Origin of the sequence: Nostoc paludosum FACHB-159 (genome assembly GCF_014698835.1) — a bacterium.
Classification (GTDB): domain Bacteria; phylum Cyanobacteriota; class Cyanobacteriia; order Cyanobacteriales; family Nostocaceae; genus Nostoc; species Nostoc paludosum.
Window position 1 is genome coordinate 1 of the sequence record NZ_JACJTU010000006.1, and the last position, 24,703, is coordinate 24,703.

General features: G+C 41.2%; 23 protein-coding genes and 1 pseudogene. 14 read left to right on the forward strand and 10 right to left on the reverse strand.

What is annotated here, in order from left to right; genetic code table 11:
- Positions 1-133 precede the first annotated feature (133 nt).
- The 5 genes and pseudogenes from H6H03_RS07705 to H6H03_RS07725 all read left to right on the forward strand — a co-directional run bounded on the left by H6H03_RS07705 (position 134) and on the right by H6H03_RS07725 (position 2,273).
- Complete coding sequence (locus H6H03_RS07705; RefSeq protein ID WP_190954565.1) at positions 134-772, forward strand: hypothetical protein; 639 nt, start codon at positions 134-136, stop codon at positions 770-772.
- Between the two features lie 171 nt (positions 773-943).
- Positions 944-1,162, forward strand: a complete 219-nt coding sequence (locus H6H03_RS07710; RefSeq protein ID WP_190954566.1) for a hypothetical protein — start codon at positions 944-946, stop codon at positions 1,160-1,162.
- Complete coding sequence (locus H6H03_RS07715; protein WP_190954567.1) at positions 1,159-1,428, forward strand: ParE family toxin-like protein; 270 nt, start codon at positions 1,159-1,161, stop codon at positions 1,426-1,428. Before H6H03_RS07710 ends, H6H03_RS07715 begins: the two co-directional genes overlap by 4 nt.
- A gap of 51 nt (positions 1,429-1,479) precedes the next feature.
- Positions 1,480-1,620, forward strand: a pseudogene (locus tag H6H03_RS07720) (TRCF domain-containing protein); the annotation flags it as partial.
- A 206-nt stretch (positions 1,621-1,826) separates the two neighbouring features.
- Positions 1,827-2,273 carry an acyl-CoA thioesterase gene (locus H6H03_RS07725; protein ID WP_190954569.1) on the forward strand — a complete coding sequence of 149 codons (447 nt, stop codon included), beginning with the start codon at positions 1,827-1,829 and terminating at the stop codon, positions 2,271-2,273.
- On the opposite strand, the gene H6H03_RS07730 is transcribed toward H6H03_RS07725, so the two are convergent.
- The 3 genes from H6H03_RS07730 to menA form a co-directional block, all read right to left on the reverse strand.
- Positions 2,266-3,684, reverse strand: a complete 1,419-nt coding sequence (locus H6H03_RS07730; RefSeq protein ID WP_190954570.1) for a 2-succinylbenzoate--CoA ligase — start codon at positions 3,682-3,684, stop codon at positions 2,266-2,268. The two genes, H6H03_RS07725 and H6H03_RS07730, sit on opposite strands and share 8 nt — an antisense overlap.
- A complete protein-coding gene (locus H6H03_RS07735) occupies positions 3,669-4,688 on the reverse strand; it encodes an o-succinylbenzoate synthase (protein ID WP_190954571.1) in 1,020 nt (339 codons plus the stop codon). Before H6H03_RS07735 ends, H6H03_RS07730 begins: the two co-directional genes overlap by 16 nt.
- An 89-nt stretch (positions 4,689-4,777) precedes the next feature.
- On the reverse strand, positions 4,778-5,674 hold the full coding sequence (gene menA, locus H6H03_RS07740; RefSeq protein ID WP_190954572.1) for a 2-carboxy-1,4-naphthoquinone phytyltransferase: 897 nt from the start codon (positions 5,672-5,674) through the stop codon (positions 4,778-4,780).
- A gap of 425 nt (positions 5,675-6,099) precedes the next feature.
- On the opposite strand from menA, the gene H6H03_RS07745 reads away from it, so the two are divergent.
- Positions 6,100-7,512 (forward strand): isochorismate synthase, encoded by a 1,413-nt coding sequence (locus H6H03_RS07745; RefSeq protein ID WP_190954573.1) that lies wholly within the window; start codon positions 6,100-6,102, stop codon positions 7,510-7,512.
- A gap of 140 nt (positions 7,513-7,652) precedes the next feature.
- Here H6H03_RS07745 and H6H03_RS07750 read toward each other — a convergent pair whose 3' ends face one another.
- Both H6H03_RS07750 and H6H03_RS07755 read right to left on the reverse strand, forming a co-directional pair.
- Positions 7,653-8,960, reverse strand: a complete 1,308-nt coding sequence (locus H6H03_RS07750; protein WP_190954574.1) for a glutamate-5-semialdehyde dehydrogenase — start codon at positions 8,958-8,960, stop codon at positions 7,653-7,655.
- 199 nt (positions 8,961-9,159) lie between these two features.
- Positions 9,160-11,415 carry a S8 family serine peptidase gene (locus H6H03_RS07755; protein ID WP_190954575.1) on the reverse strand — a complete coding sequence of 752 codons (2,256 nt, stop codon included), beginning with the start codon at positions 11,413-11,415 and terminating at the stop codon, positions 9,160-9,162.
- A 299-nt stretch (positions 11,416-11,714) separates the two neighbouring features.
- On the opposite strand from H6H03_RS07755, the gene H6H03_RS07760 reads away from it, so the two are divergent.
- Positions 11,715-13,184 (forward strand): aldehyde dehydrogenase family protein, encoded by a 1,470-nt coding sequence (locus tag H6H03_RS07760; RefSeq protein ID WP_190954576.1) that lies wholly within the window; start codon positions 11,715-11,717, stop codon positions 13,182-13,184.
- A 212-nt stretch (positions 13,185-13,396) separates the two neighbouring features.
- Positions 13,397-14,605: a transporter substrate-binding domain-containing protein gene (locus tag H6H03_RS07765; RefSeq protein WP_190954577.1), complete on the forward strand. Its 1,209-nt coding sequence runs from the start codon at positions 13,397-13,399 to the stop codon at positions 14,603-14,605.
- Positions 14,606-15,108: 503 nt separating this feature from the next.
- On the opposite strand, the gene mazG is transcribed toward H6H03_RS07765, so the two are convergent.
- Together mazG and H6H03_RS07775 are read right to left on the reverse strand one after the other, a co-directional pair.
- A complete protein-coding gene (gene mazG, locus H6H03_RS07770) occupies positions 15,109-15,942 on the reverse strand; it encodes a nucleoside triphosphate pyrophosphohydrolase (protein ID WP_190954578.1) in 834 nt (277 codons plus the stop codon).
- Positions 15,943-16,028: 86 nt separating this feature from the next.
- Complete coding sequence (locus tag H6H03_RS07775) at positions 16,029-16,634, reverse strand: metal-binding protein (RefSeq protein ID WP_190954579.1); 606 nt, start codon at positions 16,632-16,634, stop codon at positions 16,029-16,031.
- 228 nt (positions 16,635-16,862) lie between these two features.
- Here H6H03_RS07775 and H6H03_RS07780 point away from each other — a divergent pair, with 228 nt between their 5' ends.
- The gene (locus H6H03_RS07780) at positions 16,863-17,555 is read left to right on the forward strand and encodes a LapA family protein (protein ID WP_190954580.1); all 693 of its coding nucleotides are present in this window, start codon (positions 16,863-16,865) and stop codon (positions 17,553-17,555) included.
- A 19-nt stretch (positions 17,556-17,574) separates the two neighbouring features.
- Here the strand turns inward: H6H03_RS07780 and H6H03_RS07785 are convergent, their stop codons facing one another.
- The gene (locus tag H6H03_RS07785) at positions 17,575-17,769 is read right to left on the reverse strand and encodes a hypothetical protein (protein ID WP_190954581.1); all 195 of its coding nucleotides are present in this window, start codon (positions 17,767-17,769) and stop codon (positions 17,575-17,577) included.
- Positions 17,770-18,640: 871 nt separating this feature from the next.
- Here H6H03_RS07785 and H6H03_RS07790 point away from each other — a divergent pair.
- Positions 18,641-19,189: a shikimate kinase gene (locus tag H6H03_RS07790; protein WP_190954582.1), complete on the forward strand. Its 549-nt coding sequence runs from the start codon at positions 18,641-18,643 to the stop codon at positions 19,187-19,189.
- Between the two features lie 378 nt (positions 19,190-19,567).
- Positions 19,568-20,464 carry an acetylglutamate kinase gene (gene argB, locus H6H03_RS07795; RefSeq protein WP_190954583.1) on the forward strand — a complete coding sequence of 299 codons (897 nt, stop codon included), beginning with the start codon at positions 19,568-19,570 and terminating at the stop codon, positions 20,462-20,464.
- 83 nt (positions 20,465-20,547) lie between these two features.
- Here argB and H6H03_RS07800 read toward each other — a convergent pair whose 3' ends face one another.
- A complete protein-coding gene (locus tag H6H03_RS07800) occupies positions 20,548-20,958 on the reverse strand; it encodes a hypothetical protein (RefSeq protein WP_190954584.1) in 411 nt (136 codons plus the stop codon).
- A 170-nt stretch (positions 20,959-21,128) separates the two neighbouring features.
- Here H6H03_RS07800 and H6H03_RS07805 point away from each other — a divergent pair, with 170 nt between their 5' ends.
- From H6H03_RS07805 to H6H03_RS07815, 3 genes are all read left to right on the forward strand, one after another.
- The gene (locus H6H03_RS07805) at positions 21,129-21,671 is read left to right on the forward strand and encodes a tetratricopeptide repeat protein (RefSeq protein ID WP_190954585.1); all 543 of its coding nucleotides are present in this window, start codon (positions 21,129-21,131) and stop codon (positions 21,669-21,671) included.
- Positions 21,672-22,111: 440 nt separating this feature from the next.
- Positions 22,112-23,014, forward strand: coding sequence for a DUF3153 domain-containing protein (locus H6H03_RS07810; protein ID WP_190954586.1), 903 nt, complete (start codon positions 22,112-22,114; stop codon positions 23,012-23,014).
- 335 nt (positions 23,015-23,349) lie between these two features.
- Positions 23,350-23,973 (forward strand): FMN-dependent NADH-azoreductase, encoded by a 624-nt coding sequence (locus H6H03_RS07815; RefSeq protein ID WP_190954587.1) that lies wholly within the window; start codon positions 23,350-23,352, stop codon positions 23,971-23,973.
- A gap of 76 nt (positions 23,974-24,049) precedes the next feature.
- Here the strand turns inward: H6H03_RS07815 and pdxH are convergent, their stop codons facing one another.
- Positions 24,050-24,694 (reverse strand): pyridoxamine 5'-phosphate oxidase, encoded by a 645-nt coding sequence (gene pdxH, locus H6H03_RS07820; RefSeq protein WP_190954588.1) that lies wholly within the window; start codon positions 24,692-24,694, stop codon positions 24,050-24,052.
- Positions 24,695-24,703 lie beyond the last annotated feature (9 nt).

Here is a 24,703-nt window from a genome sequence, read left to right on the forward strand (position 1 = left end):
GAATGATTTTTACTTGGGGTCATGCTTTAAGCTGCTGGAATTCTTTTGCAACATACATTTTGGCAGTTTTTGACCCCTCTTCTTTCAATCTTGGTGAGAAATCCGGGTATTAGAGGCTCCGGGTGATAAGCCTATGGTAATTGAATGTAAAAAGATAGTTTATCCACCCAAATATTATGAGCGACATCGGCATTTTCACAATTTTTATCAATATTTATATGAGTCTTATAATCGCAAATTAAAACCTGTTTTATCTCAAAATCTATATGAAATTCGTATAAACGAAAATGCACTGTATCAAAATAGTAAACAAAAATTGCCTTCAATATCGAATCAGATCGTAGCTCATGTATTGCAGCATATTGAGGAGCTTCATATCTCTAATCAAATCTGCTCAGCAGAACCTATTCCTTGGTGCTTTCGCCAGGTTCCAGAAAATGAACGTGATGACGAATCTTACAAATCAGGGCTAAGGTTATCTTCAGTAAAACCCTTCTCGTATCAATTTGATAAATTAGCCGAAGCTGAAGAGGAAATAGCCAAGCAATTAGCTAAATATTTATCCGAGGCAGATAAGAAATTTAAGGAATATGCCAACTGTTTAAAAATTTTAGTTCTAGAAATATGTGGTGATATTTCGTCTATTCCTGCACCCGAAGTAATTGTAGAAATAATCGAAAATGCAACTATTCCACCTAGCGTAGATCAAATCTGGCTTGCAGACCCACAAGATGATGCAGAAAGTATAATTACTTATCATCAAATTGTGTAGTAATAATTGAGATTTACACCAGGAAATCGAACGCTTGCTTCTACTAAAGCCTAACTACTTCTGCTATTGAGAGCGATCGCGCTTTGCTCTCACCTCAAGCGATCGCGAATAATCCCAACACAGTGCAAACTGAGATAATTGATAGTATGACTTTCGTAACGAATGATAGCTATGACTGACTTACTTGAACAAGCGATCGCTAAACTAAAAAATTTGCCTGCCACTGAACAAGATGCCATTGCAGCAATGATTTTAGCAGAACTAGAAGATGAACGCCGTTGGGATGAAGCTTTTGCCCGTTCTCCAGACATACTTGCCAAACTCGCAGCTGAGGCAATGGCTGAATACCGTGCAGGTAAAACCCAAGAGTTAGATCCAGATACATTGTGAAGTCACGTATAACCGCTCAGTTTCGTCAAGGGTTTGCCGATTTACCTGAGCAAGTTCAACAGCAAACGCGTGAAGCATACCGCCTTTTCAAACAAGATCCTAGCCATCCAAGCTTGCGTTTCAAAAAAGTACATCCAGAACTACCAATTTATTCAGCACGGATTAGCAAAAGTTACCGAGCAGTTGGACAGTTAGATGGAGATACTATTATTTGGTTTTGGCTTGGTTCACACGCCGAGTATGACAGGTTGCTCTCTCAGTTGTAGCGACAACTTAAAATTTGCTTCTACTCGAACTTTAATACTTCTACTATGGAGAGCGATCGCTATGGTACTTTGCCAGTACCAGCCAATCAACTCCTGCGAGTCATGGAACTCAAACAATTAGCGAAAAAACTCGGATTTAGCAGGATTAAATCAGAAAACAAACAGCACGTTGTTTTAGAAACTCAAGTTAAACTATACATAGCAGAGTGAAAGTACACTTGTGCCCAGCCTCTTCCCTGTTTTCCATTTTCTCTCTAGCTTTGAGTATTTTGTTTTACAATTTTTCACTTAACGATCTTCAGGTTACATAGTTGCGGTTAATATAGAAGCGATCGCCAAATTAACAAAGCAGGCTTATTGCCTACTATTATTCTTTTTGAATATCAAAATTATCAAAAATGGCTTTTACTTATAACCGCACGGTTCGCTTTCAAGATACTGATGCTGCTGGGGTAGTTTATTTTACTAATGTTTTGGGTATTTGTCATGAAGCTTATGAAGAATCTCTAGAAGCATCAAGTATTAATCTCAAAGATTTCTTTAATAATCCATCTGCGGCTTTCCCCATTGTTCATGCTAATGTGGATTTTTTGCGTCCTATGTTTGTAGGGGATAAATTGCTGATTAGTTTAATTCCCCAAAAACTAGGTGTTGATAAGTTTGAAATTACTTATGAAATTACTGTAGGTGAAGTGGTGGTTAGTAAGGCTATTACTCGGCATGTTTGTATTGATGTAAATAGTAGAGTTAAGCAGGAATTACCTGATGAGATAATTCAGTGGTTGGAAACGAACCGCAGAGGCGCTGAGGGCGCGGAGAGAAGAAGGGCAAGAGAGGTTATTTGAGAGGATTTTGTAGGTATGCGATCGCTATTTTTTCTAGCTGTTGGCGGTTAATTTTACCTTGGGAGTTACGGGGTAAGTTTTGTTGCGGAATCCAATATTTTGGGATTTTAAATTTGCTAAGTTTGTCTTTGAGTAGGGTTTGAATTTTTAAGGTAGAGATATTTGATTTTTTGGGAATATAAATTGCTGTTAAGGCTTGTCCCCAGTGTTTATCTGGAATGCCTATTACACAAATATCAGCAACGAGTTGAGTTTCTCGTATGGCTGATTCAATTTCTGCTGGGTAAATATTTTCTCCGCCTGTAATGATTTTTTCGCTGCTACGTCCGACAATATTTAAGTAACCTTGGTCATCTAAAAAGCCTAAATCGTCTACTCGAAAATTATCCTGATTTTCTTGAATTATGGGATAGTAACCAAGGGCTAAAGATTGAGCTTGAATGGTAATATTTCCTATTTCATTGGAATTTAAAATTTCGCCTTGCTGGTTGTGAATGGTTACCTTGGCATGAGGAAGAACCTGACCGCTGCTAGTTTTACCATTTAGAAAATCATCTGGTTTAAGAGTAGCAATTTGAGAAGCGGTTTCTGTCATGCCATAGGTTGGTGCTAATCGAATGCGATAAAATTTAGCTTTTTCTAATAGTTCTTCCCATGCTGGTGCGCCTCCTAAAAGGACGGTGTTAAATTCGCTTAGCCATTCTGTTAATTCTGGATTTTCTAGAAGTCTTTGTAGTTGAGTTGGTACTAATGATATGAAAAATTCTGATTGTTTAATATTCAATATTTTGCCAGATTCTAGAGTTTTAAATGGTAGAATGGCTAGTCTACCACCTGTGGTGAAAGAACGAATAAATTGCATTAAACCGCTGACGTGATATAGCGGCAAGACGCAAAAAGAGTTGACTTTTTTTATTTGAAAATATTCTGTAAATCCTTGTACAGAAGCTATGAGGGTTTCCCAAGTATGAATAGCAAATTTAATTTGTCCTGATGAACCACCTGTGGGAATCATGATTAGTGGGTATGGGGCATTGGGCATTGGGCATTGGGCATTGGGTATTCTCGGCGTCCCCGTGTCTCCCCATCTCCCCATCTCCCCTGCCCCATGCCCTATTCCCAAAACAATATCTGGTTGTACTAAATCAAATACTTGTTGCCATTCTTGTGTTCCCCAATCGGGGTTACAAAGAAAAACTGGGCAATTAGCTGCACAAGCGGCAAGAAAACTTGCTAAAAATCGTAATGTTTCGCGTTCGGCTAAGATGATTTTTGGCGGTGTTTCAAACGCGGATAACTGTATTAGCTCTAAATATAATTCTTGAACTAATTGATTAAATTGGCCGCTATCATAACCAATCAACCAATCATTTTCATTCAGGTTATTAAGATAGTCTAAAGGGTTTTCCATAGACTTTGAAGCCAGGTATGTTCTTGTTCAAAAAAGTGGTCAATGCCAAAACCAATTGCCCTGTGATTTTGGGATAATTCTGCTGCTAGTTGAAGTGCTGCTTGTCTGCCGATCGCACTTTCAAAGACTGATGAAAATACAGCTTCAATTTGATTTTCTTGACAAAACTTTCTCAACCGAGATGGCGATCCAATTATCCCAGGTTTAATTACAAAAATTCCTCGCCAACCTTGTTGATAACAAGCAATGAGTTGCTTTAGTGTGGCGACTGATTCATCTAAAGCGATGGCTGTTCCATAACACATACTCAATTCCAACATTCCCGGAAATTGTTCAACGGGTAATGGTTGTTCTATAAATTCAATTTCTGGGTTTAGTTCTCGATTTGCCTGGAGATTATCGCAAGTCCATAGCCACAAGTTAGCTTCTTCATAGTTGAGTCCCCCGTTAGCATCTAATCGCAGTTTGCTAATAGCTGGTAAAGTCCGTGCCAATAACTCAAAAATTTTAAGTTCATTAGCGATCGCATCTACACCAATTTTCCATTTAAACGTGCGATATCCCTGCTGCCATAAACTTTCCCATTGATTTAAAGCTGCTTCCCCAGCAGGGAGTAAGGCGCTAAATTGGGCATGGGGCATGGGGCATGGGGCATTGGGCATGGGCCATTGGACATTAGTTCCCCCAATCTCTCCGTTTCCCCATCTCCCTACCCCCTCCTGCGCTGATTCAAAGCCAAATTGACAAGCAGGTAACTCATCTGGAATGGAGAAAATCGTTTCGTCTGTAATTTCTGCTGGGAGTTGGCGACAAAAATCTAAAGCTTGTTCTATGGTTTCCGAACCAAACCAACTAATGGGCGCGATTTCTCCCCAGCCAACTCTACCTGATTCGTCGGTAAGGCGCACAATAATGCCATCTCGAATATCCCACTTTCCATGACTTGTACTAACCGTTCGCACAAATCTTCGCCGATAAGGGCGAAATTTAAATGTGTAAATCACTATCTTGATTTGTCATTAGTCATTAGTCATTAGTTATTTATCGTTTTTCTTTGCCTCATGCCCCATGCCCCATGCCCCATGCCCAATAACTAAAACAAAAATCCTAAGCCTAAAAGTAAGCAACTCCAAAAATGTATGGCGACGGCGATGAATTTACAGTTACTAACTTTGTCTGGTTGATGATGATTTTCTTGGACGTGGCGGCATAATTTGATGGCAAAGGGTAAACTCAACCAACTTAGCAATGTCCAAACTGGAAAAATGCCCGACAGCACAAACAACAAGCCCAGAGGATAAATGCTGCCAGTGAACCAAAATAGCACTTGGGCACCTTTTTCGGTTCCGAGGCGAACGATGGGCGATCGCTTGCCTGCGGCTATGTCATCCTTAACTTGGTGAAAGTGCGAGCAAAATAAAATCAAAGTTGTGGCAATACCAACAATTACTGAGGCTGCTAAACCCGTCATTGAAAAAGTTTGAGTTTGGCTATAGTATGCTGCTTCCACTGCCAAGGGCCCAAAGGCAAAAAAGCAAAGAATTTCCCCTAAACCTTGATATCCTAAGCGAAAGGGAGGCCCTTGGTACATATAGCCCAAACCACAGCACAGCAAAATTATACCGATAACAGTTAAGTCTTGTTGCCAAAAAGCGATCGCTACTATCGCCAACAACCCTAAACCTAAGCACAAGTTTCCTAACCAAAATATTAATGGCTTATTACCTGTTAAATTCACCAAAGAATGGTGTTTATTTCGATCTATACCTGTTTCTGAATCAAAGACATCATTACTGATATTTTCCCAGGCAAGAATTAAAATTGCCGCAGCTACAAAAGTAGAAAATATTACCCCATTGAAAATTTTTGTTTCGGCAAATGCTACTGCTGTTCCTACCCAAATGGGCATGATGGCAACGCTGTACATGGGCGGTTTAATCGCTGCCATCCATAACTTAGTGTTCGGATATAAAATCTGCTTGGTAGTCATCAGTCGTAATTAATTAAATTCCCACAATATCACTTTTACAAAATATTTTTAATATCATAATTCTCTGATTTAGGAGAATATTATGATGAATGAATATATCAATCATACTAGTACAACACGGCATAAATAAACCACCCATTTCAAATCAATCAAACGCTGACGCTGCATACCTTTTTGAATACTTCGACAAGCTCAGTACGAGTTTTGAATTTTGAATTCCGCCTTGCGGGTGGGGTTGGACTCCCGACAGTGATGCCGAAGTTGCAGTCTTGACTACAACTGGCTTCTTAGGCTCTAGGAACACCACCAAAAGGCAAATCTTACGCTGGTGAAATGGCAACTTAATATGTTACCTGTAAAAATACGACCACGATTAATTACACTTTAGGAAGTTAACTTAAAAAAAATTTACTATCGATAGATCCATGACAGTTTCACCATGTCGTAGCAACTTGTTTGTACAGCACAAAGATTTATATCAATTTCTGTTAGCAGTGCAAAAAAAGTGCATCAAAAATAATTCCAAGCAAATTGTCAGTATCTCCCAAGAGATCGATTTAGTTGACCCTTTACTTGTATTGGCTCGATTTACACAAGCAAATGAAATAAATTTTTACTTTGAGGATAAAGGTAAAGGAGAAGCGATCGCTGCAATTGATTCTGTAGAAAAGTTACAAGTTGATGGCACAGACCGTTTCACTAAAGCTGAATATTTTATCAAATCTTGTCTAAAAAATATAATTAATTTTGGTAACTCTAACCTACCTTTTTCTGGGCCTCATTTTTTTTGTTATTTCAGCTTTTTCGATCAAAATTCCCAAGTGGATTATCCATTTCCATCAGCTACCATTTTTCTGCCATGTTGGCAAGTAGCTGTGAAAAACCAGCGCTGTATATTAGTAACAAATTTAATGATAAATGCTGATGTAAATATTCAAAAAATATTAGACACTGTACAAACGAAAATTCAATTCCTTCAATCTTTAGAAAATTATTCTCCAGATATCGATTTTCCGACAAAATTTTACCAAAAATCCATCGCCAACGCCGAGCTATTTAAATATTCAGTAGCTTCTGTTTTAGAAAAAATCCAGTCTAGCCATTTAAGCAAGATTGTCTTAGCAGATATACTAGATGTCAAATCCAGCAATCATTTCGACTTAGTTAAATCTTTAAACAATCTCAGACAAATACATCCTAATTGTTATATTTTTTCTACAAGTAATGGCAAAGGGCAAAACTTTATTGGTGCAAGCCCCGAACGATTAATTAGTATTAATAATCAGCAGTTAATCACTGATGCTTTGGCTGGTTCTGCACCACGAGGTAAAACTCCTGCTGAAGATGCAGCTAAAGCCAATCGCTTACTTAATAGTGAAAAAGAAAGACACGAACATTCGCTGGTACTTAATTTCATAACTCAACGCCTATGCCAGCTAGGTTTATTACCCCAAATATTAGCACCTCGTCTGCGGCAATTATCCAACATCCAGCACTTATGGACACCAATTAGTGCTGTAGTTCCTGCTAACATCCATCCATTAAAAATTGTCGCGCAATTGCATCCTACACCGGCGGTTGCTGGTGCAGCACGAGATGTTGCTTGTGCCGAAATTCGTCGTTATGAAAGCTTTGAAAGGGGTTTATATGCTGCACCTCTGGGTTGGATAGATGCGAAGGGAAATTGCGAATTTATTGTGGGAATTCGCTCAGCATTAATAGATGGCGATCGCGCTAGGTTGTATGCTGGTGCTGGTATTGTTGCTGGTTCCGATCCTGATAAAGAATTTGCAGAGGTGCAGCTAAAACTTCAGGCTTTGTTGAAAGCATTAGTTTAAATTTATAGCAGGCAATAAGCAATAGGCTTGAAAGTCTATTATTGTCTAGGTTTTACGATCGGTTTATGTCTGAAATTATGCTTCAACTGCTAGAAATTACTTTTTAATTTCAGAGTGTTGAGTGCTAGACATCAGACAATTTATACTAAATCCCGATGAGTAAAGGGTTTTGCATTGGCGCCAGTGTAGTTAGCGACAATATGACCGTCACCAGTCATTTGATATTTGTATGTAACTAATCCTTCTAAGCCAACAGGGCCGCGGGGAGGCATTTGTTGAGTGCTAATTCCGACTTCTGCACCGAAACCATAGCGGAAACCATCAGCAAAACGGGTGGAACAATTGTGGAAGATATTGGCTGAATTCACCAGTCCAAAGAACGCTTCCACAGCGGCAGAATCTTCAGAGATAATGGCATCTGTGTGACGGGAACCATATTCGTTGATATGAGCGATCGCATCTTCAATAGAGTCTATAATTTTAATCGACAAAATAAAATCGTTGTATTCTGTTTCCCAGTCAACTTCTGTTGCAGTTTCGATATCCGGTAGAATTTTTAAAGTACTTTCGTCGCCTCTCAATTCTACGTGCCGTTCTGCTAAAGCCGCAGCAACTTTGGGTAAAAACTCTTGAGCAATTGACGAGTGAACCAGCAAAGTTTCAATAGCATTACAAACAGCAGGATATTGGGCTTTGGCATCTACTGTAATTGGAACCGCAAGAGAAATATCAGCGGCTTTATCTATATATAAATGACAAATTCCATCGGCGTGACCTAGTACGGGAATGCGTGTATTTTCCTGCACAAATCTCACAAAGGAATTAGAACCTCTGGGAATAATTAAATCTACATATTTATCTAACTTTAAAAGTTCGAGAGTTTCCTCTCTAGTTGTGAGCAACTGTACTGCATCAGGGTTAACACCAGTATGAGATAATCCTTGTTTAATTGCCTTAACTATCGCTTCACAAGAGCGTACAGCTTCCTTGCCACCTTTGAGGATGACGCCGTTTCCAGATTTGATAGCCAAAGAAACAATTTGAATTGCTGCTTCTGGACGCGCTTCAAAAATAATCCCTAAAACACCCAAAGGACAAGTGATGCGCTTGAGAATTAAACCAGTGTCGAGTTCGCGGTGAATCTGCACTTTACCAACAGGATCGGCTAGTTTACCAACATCTCGTACCCCAGCGATCGCATCTCTTAATTTATGTTCATCTAACTGCAAGCGCTTATAAAGCGGTTTAGGAATTCCAGCCGCAGTCGCAGCTTCACAATCAGCAATATTCGCTGCCAGAATTTCATCTTTAGCTGATTCTAAAGCCTGGGCAATGGCTTCAATTGCTTGATTTTTGGCCTCAGTGGAGAGAATCGCCAGCTTACTTGCAGCTTGCCGAGTTTGCGCTGCGATCGTAATTAGGGAAGACCCAACTTGAAAAGTAGTCATATTACAAAAAAACCCTCAACTTTCTCATCCTATCAATAATGGGTAATGGGCATTGGGCATTGGGCATTGGGCATTAGGCATTGGGCACAAACAGAAAGACTTGTTACAAGTTCTCACTCAAGTCACCTTGTCCCCTTGTCTCCCCAGTCCCCATTCCCCATTCCCCAGTCCCCATTCCCCATTCCCCATGCCCCATACCCTAAACGTTAACGGCAGTTTGAGTGATAATTTCCCGCACTTGGCTGGCGGTCAAACTCGCATTGGCACTGAGCATTAAGGCTGCTACTCCTGCTACATGAGGAGCGGCCATAGAAGTGCCATTATAAAAGCCGTAGGTTTGATTTGGTAGCGTAGAGTAAACGCTAACCCCTGGCGCAGTCACATAAGCCATGTTGGAATCACTTCCGGCTCGGTTAGAGAAATCGGCTAGGTTGTTATTGCTGTCAACTGCTCCAACGGCTAAACCCCAGTTTGTAGCATAGTACGCTGGGTATAAAGGAGTTGAACCTCCTGAATTAGCTGCTGCCATGACTACAATTACACCTTGGCTGGCGGCGTATTGAATGGCTGTTTCTAAGCCACTGTCAGGAACGGTTCCAGCTACACTTATGTTTATTACTTTCGCGCCGTTGTTGACGGCGTAATAAACTCCTTGGCTAATAGTAGAATAAGTGCCTTTGTTATCATCACCCAACACTTTCACAGGCATGATTTTGGCGTTATAGGCAATGCCTGTAACTCCAAAATCATTGTTAACTGCTGCGATCGTACCAGCCACATGAGTACCGTGACCGTAAACGTCTAAAGTATTGTTATTGTTATAAATAAAGTTCCAGCCGTAGAAATCATCAATGTATCCATTGGCATCATCGTCGATACCGTTGTCAGCAATTTCTCCATTATTTGTCCAAATGTTTGAACTTAAATCTGGATGGTTATAGTCAACGCCAGAATCTAATACAGCAACAACTACTCCTTGACCTGTATAACCTTTCGTCCAGACTTCCGGAGCTTTAATTAAATCTGCGCCCCAGTTGTTACCACCTAAATCAGGAATACCGGAAAAGGTAGGTTGACCGATAGCTTTAGCGACGGCAGCAGAAGCATTGACTAAACCATAACCATCTATAGAGCTATAATTTGGCAAGCTGTTGGCAAAATGAACATCAATACTAGCTTGGTTAGCTTCATTGAAGACATTGGCTAAGTCATCTTCTCCATCGCCATTAAAGTCACCCGCTAGCCATTTTTGCTCATTCCAAAATCCACCTTGTGCGGTTGCCCATCGCTGATTTGTGAAGCTGCTAGTGCTGGAAAGATGAACATCAATACTAGCTTGATTAGTATCATTGAAGACATTGGCTAAGTCCTCTTGCCCATCACCATTGAAGTCACCTGCTAGCCATTTTTGGTCATCCGAAAATCCACCTTGTGCAGTTGCCCATCGCTGATTTGTGAAGCTGCTACTGCTAGAGAGGTGAACATCAATACTGGCTTGATTAGCATCATTAAAAACATTGGCTAAATCATCTCGCCCATCGCCATTGTAATCACCAGCTAACCATTTTTGGTCGTTGGAAAATCCACCTTGTTGAGTTGCCCAGCGTTCAATTGTAAAGTTACTGCCGTTGGAGAGATGAACATCAATACTAGCTAGATTAGCGTCATTGAAGACATTGGCAAAATCATCTCGCCCATCGCCATTGTAATCACCAACTAGCCATTTTTGATCCTTGGAAAATCCACCTTGTTGAGTTGCCCAGCGTCCAATTGTGAAGCTATTACCACTGGAGAGATGAACATCAATGCTTGCTTGATTAGCGTCATAAAAAACTTTTGCTAAATCATCTCGTCCATCGCCATTAAAATCACCAACAAGCCATTTTTGACTATTCCAAAATCCACCTTGTCGAGTTGCCCACCGCTCATTTATGAAGCTACCACCGTTGGAGAGGTAAACATCAATATCGGCTCGACCAGCGTCATTAAAAACTTTTGCAAAATCATCTCGTCCGTCACCATTGAAGTCGCCTGTTAACCATTTTTGGTCATTCCAAAATTCACCTTGTGCAGTTGCCCATCGTGCATTGATAAAACTACTGGCAACAGTACCAGAAATTTCTGAACTAATAGAGGAGGAAACAGACTCTGTACTCAAACTACTAATACCCGAAGTACTAACATAGTCTTTTGCAAGTCCAGTTAAATAATCAATTCCGGCTATTGTTTGGTCTGTTTCATCTAAGGTGTCTGCAAAACTCAAGGTAGTCAGTGCTTGGTCAATAGCATCAATATCAAACCCGTAATTTAAAGAAAGTTCAGGTTGTCTTGTTGCCGAAATAGATAACAACGCTAGATCTGATGTACCAAGAGAAATAACACTATGAGAATTGGCGATAGGGTCATTAGGCAACAGGCTCAAGGAGTTAGCATCCAAAACGGTAGGGTCGGGCATCTAGCGTATTCCCCCAAAAATTCTCAATTAAGTTAATGTCATTGCTGAAAAATAATAAACAACTGAAACTAGCCATTGATAGAACACAGGAAGCCGATAGAAAAATCTTTATTCAAAGAATTTTTTTCTATTATTTGCCATCTGAAATTTGAATTTTCAGATACGTGTATAACATTTAAATGTAAATAATATTGTAAAGCAAAACTAAAGATTTTATAAAATAAGTTAGAGAATAGCTGTATAGCAACAAACATAAGAAATAGATTTAAGCAAATTTTTCTAAAGCTTAAGGAGGCCTGATGGTTACAGCAACAGTACCAGGACAACAGGTCAAAGTTGGCCCCACCCAACTGCTGATTAACAATGAATGGGTAAACAGTATCAGCGATCGCCGATTTGCAACAATCAATCCAGCTACAGGTGAAGTCATCTGCGAAGTCTCAGAAGCAGACGCCCCAGATGTCGATAAAGCAGTACAAGCAGCCCGTACCGCCTTTACTTCTGGAGAATGGCCAAAGATTTCTGCCACCCGTCGCGGCGAGTTACTTTACAAGCTAGCTGACTTAATTGAACAAAATATCGATGAGTTGGCGCGGTTAGAAACTCTCGACAATGGTAAGCCGCTACAAGATTCTTTGGGTGACTTGGGGTTAGTCATCGCTTGTTACCGCTACTATGCAGGCTGGGCTGACAAAGTTCAAGGTAAAACTATTCCAATTAACGGCCCTTACTTCTGCTACACTCGCCACGAACCCGTGGGTGTGGTTGGTCAAATTATCCCGTGGAATTTCCCATTGCTAATGCAGGCTTGGAAACTAGCACCCGCTTTGGCAACTGGTAATACTGTAGTGATGAAAACCGCAGAACAAACACCTTTATCAGCCCTACGGGTGGGTGAGTTGATTGTTGAGGCTGGTTTTCCGCCTGGTGTGGTCAATATTTTATCAGGATACGGGCCAACCGCTGGAGCAGCAATTTCCCGTCACATGGATGTTGACAAAGTGGCATTTACTGGTTCCACTGAAGTCGGGCATTTAATTATGGAAGCTGCTGCTAAAAGCAACCTCAAGCGCGTTACCTTGGAACTTGGAGGCAAGAGTCCCAACATCGTGTTTGCCGATGCTGACATGGACAGGGCGATCGCTCTTTCTCACGAAGCTTTATTCTTTAATCAAGGACAATGCTGCTGTGCTGGTTCGCGGGTATTCGTGGAAGAAAAATGCTACGACGAATTTGTTGCTAAAAGTGTAGAAAGAGCAAAAAAACGCATTGTTGGTAATCCCTTCGATGCCAAAACAGAACAAGGCCCGCAAGTAGACAAAGAACAATTCGATAAAGTCATGAGCTATATCGAATCTGGGATGCGGGAAGGTGCCCAAATGCTATGCGGTGGCAATCAAGTTGGCGACAAGGGTTTCTTTATCGCCCCCACAGTCTTTGCCGATGTCCGCGATGAGATGAAGATTGCCCAAGAGGAAATCTTTGGCCCAGTAATGAGCATCATCAAATTCAAAGATATCGAAGAAGTAATTCAACGGGCAAATACCACAATCTACGGACTCGCCGCCGCTGTGTGGACTCAGGATATCACCAAAGCACACGCGATCGCTAACAATGTTCGTGCTGGCACAGTCTGGGTAAACTGCTACGATGTATTCGATGCTGCTGCTCCCTTCGGTGGATTCAAGCAATCGGGTATTGGTCGAGAGCTAGGCGAGTATGGCTTGCAGCAATACACCGAAGTCAAAACAGTTACCATTAAACTCTAGTTTGGCTGGAGTCTAGCTTTAGCTTTGACTGTTGACTGTTCACAGTTAACAGTCAAAAAAAGACCATATCTAGCTTTCTTAATTACGAATTACGAATTACGAATTACGAATTACGAATTACGAATTACCAATTACCAATTGCCATAACGCAATTTTTAGTATGGGGTGGGCATGATAAATACGACATAGCACACAACCCAAAGATAACTCTAATGATAAATGCGATCGCCACTAAATTTCGCCAATTGATGGCTGGGAGGAAAAGCCGAATTGCCTATTTTCACGGTCATAGCCGCAAAAACCAAACCAGACGTTCCTTAGTACTGTATACCTGCATAGGATTAGTAGGTACAATTTTGGCATTCTTGTTAATAGCATCCCCTGGATTCACTCAACAACCGCAATCCCAACAACCGTTATTAGTAGCTACACGAGTCATACCACCATTTGTACTACAAGACAAAGAAGACAAAGATCGGCTATCGGGATTCAGTATCGACCTCTGGCGCAGCATCGCTAACGAAATGGGTGTAGAGTCTAAATTTATTCAATATCCCACTGTGTCGGAACTGCTTGCTGCCATTCAGGAAAACAAAGCCAAACTGGGAATTGCAGCTATTTCCATTACAGCCGAACGCCAGCAGTATTTTGACTTTTCATTACCAATTTTTGCTGGGGGGCTGCAAATTCTGGTCAGAAACCCAGAGAACAACACCAGTGGCTTCCCCGATATTTTCCAACTGTTTTTTTCCACTAGCCTATTACAAGTAATAGGTATTGCCCTATTGCTAATTGCCGTAGCAGCCCACATCATTTGGTTATCTGAGCGCAACCATAAAGAAGGAATGGTTCCCCAAGAATACTTTCCTGGCATTTTTAAAGCTTGTTGGTGGGCAGCTGCTACATTAGCAACCCAAGCTGATGAAATGCCTAAAGGAGTAGTAGGACGCTTAGTAGGTATTGTCTGGATGTTCATCGGAGTGCTTTTCGCTGCCTACTTTACAGCCAGCGCTACCACCTCATTAACAGTGCAGCAACTTCAAGGCGATATCAAGGGTATCGACGATTTGCCCGGTAAGATAGTGGCCACAACAGCGGGTAGCACAGCCTCTGCATACCTGCGAGAACATCATATTTCAGTTCTACAAGTTCCTAAAATTGAGCAAGCTTACAATGCTCTAATGACCAAAAAAGCTGATGCTGTGGTGTTTGATGCACCCGTACTTCTGTTTTATGCTGCCAATGAAGGCAAAGGAAAGGTACAGGTTGTTGGCAGTATTTTGCGTGAAGAAAGTTACGGTATTGTTTTACCCAATGACAGTCCCCACCGCAAACCAATTAATAGAGCTTTGTTGAATCTCAAAGAAAATGGCACTTATCAATCTTTGTATGATAAGTGGTTTGATGCTAAAGAATCTTGAAGTGGGCATGGGGCATGGGGCATGGGGCATTGGGCATTGGGCATGGGGCATGGAGAATAGGCAGTAGGAGTTTGAAGGCGACAGTTGAGGTATTGAGGCTGAAGTTTTAGGCTTTAAGCCTTAATGTTAGACCTTTAAGCCTTAATGTTAGACCTTTAAGTCTTAATGTTAGACCTTTAAGCCTTAATGTTAGACCTTTAAGCCTTAATGTTAGACCTTTAAGCCTTAATGTTAGACCTTTAAGCCTTAATGTTAGACCTTTAAGCCTTAATGTTAGACCTTTAAGCCTTAATGTTAGACCTTTAAGCCTTAATGTTAGACCTTTAAGCCTTAATGTTAGACCTTTAAGCCTTAATGTTAGACTTTTAAGCCTCGAAGTAAAACCATAGATCTGTAGAGACGTTGCAATGCAACGTCTCTACATTGTTTGGAGGATAAAGGTTTTAGTCTTATCTGAAACGTATTGCCCCATGCCCCATGCCCCATGCCCCATGCCCCATGCCCTATTCCCCATCTCCTTCTTGAGCAAGTCGAACTTTTGCCTGTTGCCACAATTTCTCTAACTCATCCAAACTGTAATCGCTCAAGGGGCGGTCAACAACTGCCTCCATTTTTTCTAATCGCTGGACAAATCGCTCATTTGTGCCTTGCAAAGCGGCGCTAGGGTCAAGGTTATGCCAACGCGCAAGTTGAATTACAGCAAATAGTAAATCACCTAATTCTGCTTGTTGTCGTGCTGGTGTTTCCTCTGCTAAAGCTTGTTGAAATTCCGCTAATTCTTCATGAAATTTATTCCAGACTCCATCAATGTTTTCCCATTCAAACCCCACAGCCGCAGCTTTCTGGGAAATCTTCATTGCCGCAGTTAATGGGGGAAGGGTACGCCCATAACGACTGAGTTTCGCACTCAGTTTTTGAGTTTCTGGAGATGATTCGCCTTTTTCGGCAGCTTTGATTTGTTCCCAATTTTGCCGCACTTCATCGACACTTTGCACTGAGACATCACCAAACACATGGGGATGGCGGCGAATTAATTTTTGGGAAATGCCTTGAGCGATTTCTTTAAGGGAAAATTGCTCAGATTCGCTGGCAATTTGGGCTTGCAATACTACTTGTAATAATAAATCGCCCAACTCTTCGGCGATCGCTTCCTTATCCCCATTTTTAATCGCGTCCACCACTTCATAAGCTTCTTCGATTACGTAAGGTGTCAGCGTTTCGGGAGTTTGCGCCAAATCCCACGGGCAACCACCATCAGGCGATCGCAATTTTGCTACTACCTCTATTAACTCCTGTAACGCGGCTAAAGTATCACTATGCTTTTGATTTGATTCCATAAGTTAAATTATCAAATTTATTGTTGACATAAATAATTAAATATGCAGTGGAAGTTTTTATCCTTGCAATTAGATTGTAAAACTGATTAAGAGCGGCTTTTAGTATTTCTAGGTTTAGACTGACGCTTAGTGCGACTTGTAACTTGGCGCTTCTTCATTTTGCCACTGGGAAGTAATCCACGAACTCCCTGTTTTTGAAACCGCTTGTATGCCGAACCGCCCCAATCGCTGAGAGAATGACTCATGGCACCAAGTTCTAAACCCAAGAAAAGGGCGACATATTCAGTATCGTAATCTAAGAGCGATCGCCCGACAGTTCTCCCCAACTCTTGCCAGGTAAAACTAAAATTCCACAGCTTTTGGGCAATTGCTAAAACAAAAATTGCCAAAACAGCTAGCAAACATCCCAGATAAAGCACCCGTAGCGTTGTACCAATAATCGGCCCGTGGGATAAAAAAGAGCGATGACGGAGACTTTTTTGATAAGGTAACCATATCCAACGCAAGAAACCCCAGCGTTGGTACTGCACAGAATAAATATCTAAATCCGGGCCAAACATCAATCCGCCGAACAGAAATCCACTGGCAACTAACAAAGTTGCATTGCTACTGCGAGTTTGCCAGAAAGTTACACCCGCCACGAATGGCAGAGAATATAGAGTAATGCGATCGTGCGTCCGACCAGAGGGCATCCTGATTCCTGTTAGCGATAGCGGGGCGTTGAGCCAGTGCTGAATACTGAGTGATTATAAGCCAATACCGTCGGCTTAAGCATTTTTTAGTTGTTTGTTGTATCCTCTGTTCTGTTCAACTTTAGCCGTTCCTCAGCCACCTTGCTCCTGCTGGGCTTTCTGCTTTATTTGTTGTAAAAGAAAGATAGAGTTACTTTTTATTTTTGCCTTTTACCTTTTGCCTTTCTTATGGCTGTAATTCGCTTAATTCTATTGGTGGCGATACTGGGAGGACTAACACTGTTGTTAGTTCAAAACTGGTCACCTCCCCTATCGCTGGTATTTTTAGGTCTGCGGACTCAACCATTACCACTAGCGATGTGGGTTTTGTTCAGCACAGTCACTGGTGCTTTTACATCTATATTTATTGCAACGTTGTTTAAAGTATCCAATTACTTTGCCCCAGGACAACGCCAAACTCGTGATAGACCAACAGCAACTTCACCTCGTCCAAAGGCAAATCCTAGAGAAGAACCTACATCTGGTCGTTCCAGCCCTCCTCCAGCTAGTAAAAAAGAAGAACCTACCAACGATGTGTTTGACGATTGGGAGACAAATAATAGTGGAGATGATTGGGACTTTGATGAAAAGCCCGAAGAAGCGTCTACTCGCAATCCTCAAACTCAACAGCCTAGAGACTCTAAAATTTACGAACGTCAATCACAACCTAAAAGCAGTTCTGAGTCTGGTTCAGTTTACTCTTACAGCTATCGCGAACCGAAAAATACGGCTGCGGGAAAAACTGAATCAATTTACGATGCTGATTATCGAGTAATTATTCCCCCCTATCAACCGCCAACCACGAACCAAGCAGATGATGATGATGATTGGGGATTTTTTGAAGATGATTCTGAAGATGACAATGAACGCCCGCGTCGGTGAGAAGTATTAAGCTATATCTCTACTTAATACCACACCGCTCTCTGGACTCTTGCTTGACTTTACCAGTCATGGCAGCTTCCTGCAAAGCCATGAAAGCATTAAAATCTTCCAAGTCATAACGGGTAGTCAACAGTTGTCGGAGTCGATCTTCAGCTTCGACTGTCAAATAGCCGGTGGCTAAAGCTTCTTGTACAAGGTCACGAATTCGAGCCATAGTTGACGCCTCATTCATCCTACTATTTATTAATTCAGGCTTATTCAAGTGGAATATGCAGTAGTTTTTATGTCGAAAATTTCTAAATTTGCAAATATTTTTCGGCTAATTACGGGTAATAAGTCATTATTTACACCTTTATTATGAATAATTAATTGTTCATTGGTTGTCCTAATTGAATTATTAAAAAAACTACTTTGTGTTGATTGAAACACGGTATGTTGTATACTTAAATTCGCCCGTCCAAGAGAAAATGCGTGTTATTTGAATAGACAGAAATTGTTTCGATAAAGTTTCAAAGAAGTTATCTTAAATTTCCGTTAAACGTAAATATAGCTCAACAAAATTTGTTAAGCCACCTCACGAAAGTCACTCAATTTGTGAGAATATTAATTATTTATCTATACTGAATAATTATTAATTTATGATGTTTGTTATTTTCAATACATCAATAACAGTAATAATGGCACTTGGTTCTATGCAAATAGAAGATGAATTTATAGAAGCTAAGACTTCTACTTTGAGAAAAAAGACCAAATAATAGATGATTTATAGACCACATCTATCTTAGGAAAGATTATTGTATGACTACACAGGGGGTTTAGTGGAGTCGCATCACTAAAGAATATATTTTGGTTAACGTGTGCTGAGTTAGCATTTACGTTTGGTTAAAGCTCAATTCTTGTTAACCTTAAAAAAGTCTAATTTCTCAAACCTTTACCCATATCCGTTGTCGCGATCTGAGCAGTGCGATCGCTTGTCAGTCTAATTCTCTAAAATCTCAATTCAGTACTAAAATTAAACTCTTGTCAGGCTTTATTTGAGTCTGACGAAGCCGCTAAAATAACTGACAATTGGAGCAAAGCAACTGGTGAGCAGTTTATTACAAGGAGTCAACCTGTACTTAATTGGTATGATGGGCGTTGGTAAGACGACGGTGGGGCGCTTACTAGCAAAACAGCTGGGTTATGGGTTTGTGGATACCGATGATGTTATTGCTCAAGCAGCAGGTAAATCCATCAATCAGATATTTGGCGAAGAAGGAGAAGCAGGATTTCGCCAGTTGGAAAGCGATGTCCTGTCACAGGTTTGTGCTTTTACAAAGTTAACCATCGCAACTGGTGGCGGTATTGTCTTGCGCCGAGAAAACTGGGGTTACTTACACCACGGTTTGATAGTGTGGTTAGATGCGCCAGTGGAACTAATTTACAGCCGTTTAGCTGAGGATACCACAAGACCGCTGCTGCAAGATGCCAATCCTCAACAAAAGTTGCGATCGCTCCTCGAACAACGCCAAGGACTGTATTCCCAAGCCGATCTCAAAATCACCGTACAAGCAGGAGATACACCCGAAGAAATTGCCACGCGCATACTTGAGGCAATTCCGAGCGTTCTCAAAACACAAGTTTCTCATAATTAAAAACAGAGCGATCGCTAAAACAACATAGTTCAATTACAAAGTCAGGACAAATTTGGGCAAAAGAAGCTTTTTGTGGTTCTGTTAAACCATTCCATCACGGTTTTTGCTTTCCTACAAACCTTTCGCGATCGGCCTATGCCCCATCCCCCAATACGGTTCGGTTAAAGGGGAAAGGGAAAAGGGAAAAGGGTAATTTCAAACTTTTTCCCTTTTCCCCTTACCCTTTTCCCAGCCCACATCAGAGATTAAAAATGCTTATCCGAACCGTATTGCCCCATCCCCCATGCCCAATGCCCGATACCCCTTGCCTTATTGTTACAGGTTCCAAATTCTTCTACACTGACTGGAATAGGTTTTAACTCTTAACGGCGGCTCCTCATGACGGTCAACGATTCTGAATACATCAGACAAGCTGAAGCCACTCGTGTGCGTGTACTAAGCGAAGCACTACCTTATATTCAACAATTTGCTGGTCGCACTGTTGTTGTCAAATATGGTGGCGCAGCGATGAAAGACAGCACACTCAAAGACAAAGTTATCCGCGATATTGTATTCTTATCCTGCGTAGGCTTGCGTCCAATTGTAGTACACGGTGGTGGCCCAGAAATTAACAGTTGGTTAGATAAGCTGGGCATCGAACCACAATTTAAGAATGGTCTGCGAGTCACTGATGCCCCCACAATGGATGTGGTGGAAATGGTTTTAGTTGGTCGAGTTAACAAAGAAATTGTGGCGTTAATTAACCAAGCTGGTGGATTGGCTGTAGGACTTTGCGGTAAAGACGGTAATCTATTTACAGCCCGTCCCCAAGGTCAAGAAGACATCGGTTTTGTGGGGGAAGTCAGCAATGTAAATATCAAAATTTTAGAAACTCTCGCTGGTAATGGCTATATTCCTGTGGTGTCGAGCGTCGCCGCAGATGAAACAGGGCAAGCTTATAACATTAACGCCGATACTGTAGCTGGAGAAATCGCCGCAGCACTAGGAGCAGAAAAGTTAATTTTACTCACTGACACCAGTGGAATTTTAAAAGATTACAAAAATCCGTCTACCTTAATTCCTAAAGTGGATATTCGCGAAGCTCGTGAACTGATTACTGCTGGTATAGTTAGCGGTGGGATGATTCCTAAAGTCAATTGTTGCGTGCGATCGCTTGCTCAAGGAGTACGTGCTGCACACATCATTGATGGTCGCATTCCCCACGCCCTACTATTAGAAATCTTTACTGACGTTGGGATCGGGACAATGATTCTTGGTTCGCAGTTTACATCGTAGAAGGGCATGGGGCATTGAGCATTGGGCATTGTTTATTCTTTCTCCCCCTGCCCCCCTGCCTCCCCTGCTTCCCACTCCCCACTCTACCAAGGATAGTTAATAATCACCCGCGATCGCCCACCGCTAAATGGTGTACGACGCCATGAGTTATTGATAATCACCGGATTGACTATTGTTGAGTTGCGAATTGTCGGATTAACCAAAGTTGGATTAATCAAGGTGGAATTTCTCACCCTCTGCCTGATGACAGGATAGGAATAATTGTTGTAGTAATCAATGCGTTGTGGTGTCAATCCTGTTGCTGGGTCTACAGGCATTGGTGTGGAAATGGGGCTACCATAAATGAAGGAACCAACAGCAGGCGATCGCCTAATTCCAGAGCCACTATCAATTATAATTATCTCGGCAGATGCTGGAGCGATGGCAGCACTCATAACTGCCAAAGATATGCCTGCTCCTAGCCAGCACAATTGTGAATGCTTGATTTTAACCATATGTTTGATAACTTGTATTTGATACCGGACTTTTTAACGAGAAAATAGCTATAGCTACTTAGTTAAAATTTTAGAAGTTTATTTACTTTCAAGTTGTCAGTCTAGGAAAAGATTTTAAAAAGATTGCTGAAATTGGCAAAATTAAAATAGTGGTAATTTGTGAGCAGAACGTGAGTGCAGATAGTATAGAAATTGCTAAAACCCGCTACCAGACTGGGAAAATTGCCTTTGAGAATGGGCAATATCGCGAAGCTGTAGAGAATTTAGAAAAGGCCAGCGCCTTATTAGCTCGTAATTCTCGTCTTGGAGGTGAAGTCGAAATTACTCTGGTGACTGCTTATGAAGCAGCTGGACGCACAGATGATGCGATCGCTCTGTGTGAAAGACTCAAACGCCACCCACATTTTGAAACTAGCAAACAAGCGCGACGGATGCTTTATATCTTAAAAGCACCAAAGCTCAAAAGGCCAACCGAGTGGATGACTCAAATCCCTGATTTGGGCGCACTACCTGATAACGAACTCAAAATTACTGTTGCTGCTAAGTCTACTAAATCTCCTCAACAGCAGAAGCCTAAACTTACTGAGCGAGAATTCGTTGACCTTAGTCAAGTTAATACCAAAGATAATCGCTTTATTTGGGTAGCGTTAATTGCAATAGGTTTAACTATTTTCTACTTGGTTTGGTTGAGTGTTTCCGCAGGGACTGTTTAATACTCGATTCACCACCACTCCAGATTGTGATTTTAAAGCTTTTCTTAATCTGCTAACGAAACCAGATTTGTGGACTTGATGCCCTCAATTTTGATGGCATTGTTTTTCCCTCTACAGCGCGATTAATGGCGTTTGTATACGTAAAGAATTAGCCTTTTTGGGTTGAGGGCGAGTTTTTCACACAAACATATAAGAGTGCTATGGGAATTTAACAAAGCTATAGGCACTCTGATGATTTTTGAATGTTTCTGATAAGGTTAATCAACACTCAGCATAAAATTAGGAAAGCTTTTGAGCAGTTTCTCAACAGGAGCCAGTCTGTTGCAAAGTTTCCCAAAATTGTAGCAACTGGGAAGAAACCTTTAACACCAGATTGCCTTCCGTTGAGGTAAAAGTCAAGATTGGTTAAAAAGTTTGACTTTTGTGGAGATTTATAGTTTATGCGTTCTTCAATTTTAGGAAAAATTTTCTTGTCGTTGATTAGACCATTAAGGTTTGTATTGGCAAAGATAAAATTTCTTTTGCCACGAATTAGTCGAAATCGAATCAACCGATTTTTTCCAATCCCAAATCCTATTTTGTGGCTAGTAGTGTTAACATCCCTACTACTTTCTGGTTGTGTTAAGTATGATGTGGGAGTTAACTTTAATAACTCAAATAGTGGTGAATTAGTACAACATATAAAATTAGGAGAGCAGCTAACGAGTTTTAGTGGCGATTATGTATACGAATGGTTAAATAGCGTAGAGCGACGTGCCCGGAAGCTTGATGGTAAAGCGCAGCGAGTTTCTCAAGAAGAAGTTATTGTAACAATTCCTTTTAGCAGTGGTGGGGAATTGCAAGAAAAGTTCAACCAATTTTTTAACTCGCGTGTTAATCAAGTCTCTGAGCCTGTGCAAAGTGAATCTGGCTCAGAATTACCAAAAATTGAATCAAACGTAATTTTGGAGCAAAACAATTTTTTACTGTTAGTAAAAAATCGCTTGATTTATGATTTGGATTTGCGATCGCTGTCTTTAATTTCTAACAAAGGAAACGTCCTAGCTAACGCTGGTTCGATTCTCGATTTGGAATTTGCTCTCAAGACTCCTTGGGGAGTAAAAAATCTTCCACAAACTGAAACTGCAATTGAGCCACAAAAGAATGGCAATCAACTGCTGTGGAAACTCAAAATCGGCGAACTAAATCACATTGAAGCCGTTTTTTGGCTTCCCAGTCCCCTTGGTATTGGTGCATTTTTTATTATTCTGTTTGTCTGGGGAGGATTGTATTTAAGATACAACTTTATGCCAGATCCCAGGATTCAGTTTTCTCCCAAAGTACCAGCAACTCAACAACAGTAGAATATTGATACATCCAAAATTATCAGTTTAGCCGATGAAAAATACATCGGCTTTTTTAATGATAAAATTCTCTAAGCAAAGAATATAAATTGTCCGGAATACGGATAAAATCTGCTTTAATTTTTCAACTTATTTACTTAAACTGGGAATGGACACAGATGTGAGGAATAAGTATTTTCAAGTTGCAGGCGAGTTTTTTACACTATCAAATAGAAGCTCTATAGTTACTTTTTGGTAACTACTTTACTTAGTAAGTATTTACTTTTAGTATCTGACGTAATGCTTGGCAATTTAGAACCAAAAGCAGTAAATCCTAGCCAACAAGGAGATAATTGGTGGCAAACATCTTACATATTGATTCCAGTCCCCGTAGCGAACGATCGCACTCCAGAGAACTATCTAAGGAATTTATCACTGCTTGGAAAGCAGCGCATCCTGAAGATGCGATCGCCTATCGAGATTTAGGGCGTCACCCAGTTCCTCACGTTGACGAACCTTGGATTGCAGCTGCATTTTCCCCGCCAGAAACCCACACCCCAGAATTAGCCGAAGCGCTGCGAATTTCAGACGAGTTAATTGATGAATTTTTAGCTGCCGATCGCTACGTCTTTGGAGTGCCAATGTATAACCTTAATATACCTTCCACTTTTAAGGCTTACATCGACCAAATCGTTCGCGTTAACAAGACTTTTGCTGTGGATGCTCAAGGCGGCTATAAAGGGTTAGTCGAGGGTAAAAAGGCAGTTATCATCACCGCTCGTGGCGGTAACTTTAGCCCGACATCCCCTTTGGCAGCCTATGACTTCCAAGAACCATACCTACGGACGATTTTCGCCTTTATCGGGCTTACAGACATTCAATTTATTAACGCTAATAGCTTGAATGAAGGTGATGCCACTCGTACCGAATCTTTAGCAGAAGCACGGACAGCAATTCAAGATTTGATTGCTCAGTGGTAAGAAGGGACTGGGAACTAGGGAATAGGGATTCGGAAGATTTTCTGATACCTAGTACCCAGTTCCCAGTCCCCAATCCCTATGGTGACAACCGCTGAATTTTCCAACAGCCATTATCTAAATGGCTGTAGAGTAAGCGATCGTGCAGACGGCTAGAACGTCCTTGCCAAAATTCGATTTCTGTGGGGATCACTCGTAAACCTCCCCAATGAGGTGGACGAGGGATCTCTTGATTTTCATATTGGTTCTTAAACTCTTCCATACGTCGCTCAAGAACTTCTCGGCTTTCTAACACTTCGCTTTGATTAGATACCCATGCACCCAAACGACTGTTGACAGGACGACTGTGAAAATATTGGTCGGACTCAGCTTCAGAAACTTTCTCTACATAACCACAAATCCGCACTTGACGTTCCAGTTCCGCCCACCAGAAAACTAAAGCTGCCTGGGGATTTTCTGCCAGTTCTTGCCCTTTATGACTGTTATAGTTGGTGAAGAAGGTAAAGCCCCGTTCGTCAAAATCTTTAAGCAGTACCATTCTGGCTGAAGGCTTACCATCTGGTGTAGAGGTAGCAATGGTCATGGCATTGGGTTCGGGAAGCTGGGCCGATACTGCCTGCTCGAACCACTTTCTAAACTGAATAAAAGGATTAAGGTCAACTTCAAGTTCGCTCAAACCTTCCAAGGTGTAGTCTTTGCGAAGGTCTGCTACAGTTTTGTCCATTTTAATTTG

Bases quoted from the DNA above. Each gene is read 5' to 3' on its own strand.
- H6H03_RS07750 (WP_190954574.1), bottom strand. From the start codon at position 8,960: ATGACTACTTTTCAAGTTGGGTCTTCCCTAATTACGATCGCAGCGCAA.
- H6H03_RS07760 (WP_190954576.1), top strand. From the start codon at position 11,715: ATGGTTACAGCAACAGTACCAGGACAACAGGTCAAAGTTGGCCCCACC.
- mazG (WP_190954578.1), bottom strand. From the start codon at position 15,942: ATGGAATCAAATCAAAAGCATAGTGATACTTTAGCCGCGTTACAGGAG.
- pdxH (WP_190954588.1), bottom strand. From the start codon at position 24,694: ATGGACAAAACTGTAGCAGACCTTCGCAAAGACTACACCTTGGAAGGT.
- menA (WP_190954572.1), bottom strand. From the start codon at position 5,674: ATGACTACCAAGCAGATTTTATATCCGAACACTAAGTTATGGATGGCA.
- H6H03_RS07725 (WP_190954569.1), top strand. From the start codon at position 1,827: ATGGCTTTTACTTATAACCGCACGGTTCGCTTTCAAGATACTGATGCT.
- H6H03_RS07780 (WP_190954580.1), top strand. From the start codon at position 16,863: ATGGCTGTAATTCGCTTAATTCTATTGGTGGCGATACTGGGAGGACTA.
- H6H03_RS07785 (WP_190954581.1), bottom strand. From the start codon at position 17,769: ATGGCTCGAATTCGTGACCTTGTACAAGAAGCTTTAGCCACCGGCTAT.
- H6H03_RS07765 (WP_190954577.1), top strand. From the start codon at position 13,397: ATGATAAATGCGATCGCCACTAAATTTCGCCAATTGATGGCTGGGAGG.
- H6H03_RS07800 (WP_190954584.1), bottom strand. From the start codon at position 20,958: ATGGTTAAAATCAAGCATTCACAATTGTGCTGGCTAGGAGCAGGCATA.
- H6H03_RS07745 (WP_190954573.1), top strand. From the start codon at position 6,100: ATGACAGTTTCACCATGTCGTAGCAACTTGTTTGTACAGCACAAAGAT.
- H6H03_RS07705 (WP_190954565.1), top strand. From the start codon at position 134: ATGGTAATTGAATGTAAAAAGATAGTTTATCCACCCAAATATTATGAG.
- H6H03_RS07755 (WP_190954575.1), bottom strand. From the start codon at position 11,415: ATGCCCGACCCTACCGTTTTGGATGCTAACTCCTTGAGCCTGTTGCCT.
- argB (WP_190954583.1), top strand. From the start codon at position 19,568: ATGACGGTCAACGATTCTGAATACATCAGACAAGCTGAAGCCACTCGT.
- H6H03_RS07710 (WP_190954566.1), top strand. From the start codon at position 944: ATGACTGACTTACTTGAACAAGCGATCGCTAAACTAAAAAATTTGCCT.
- H6H03_RS07775 (WP_190954579.1), bottom strand. From the start codon at position 16,634: ATGCCCTCTGGTCGGACGCACGATCGCATTACTCTATATTCTCTGCCA.
- H6H03_RS07810 (WP_190954586.1), top strand. From the start codon at position 22,112: ATGCGTTCTTCAATTTTAGGAAAAATTTTCTTGTCGTTGATTAGACCA.
- H6H03_RS07730 (WP_190954570.1), bottom strand. From the start codon at position 3,684: ATGGAAAACCCTTTAGACTATCTTAATAACCTGAATGAAAATGATTGG.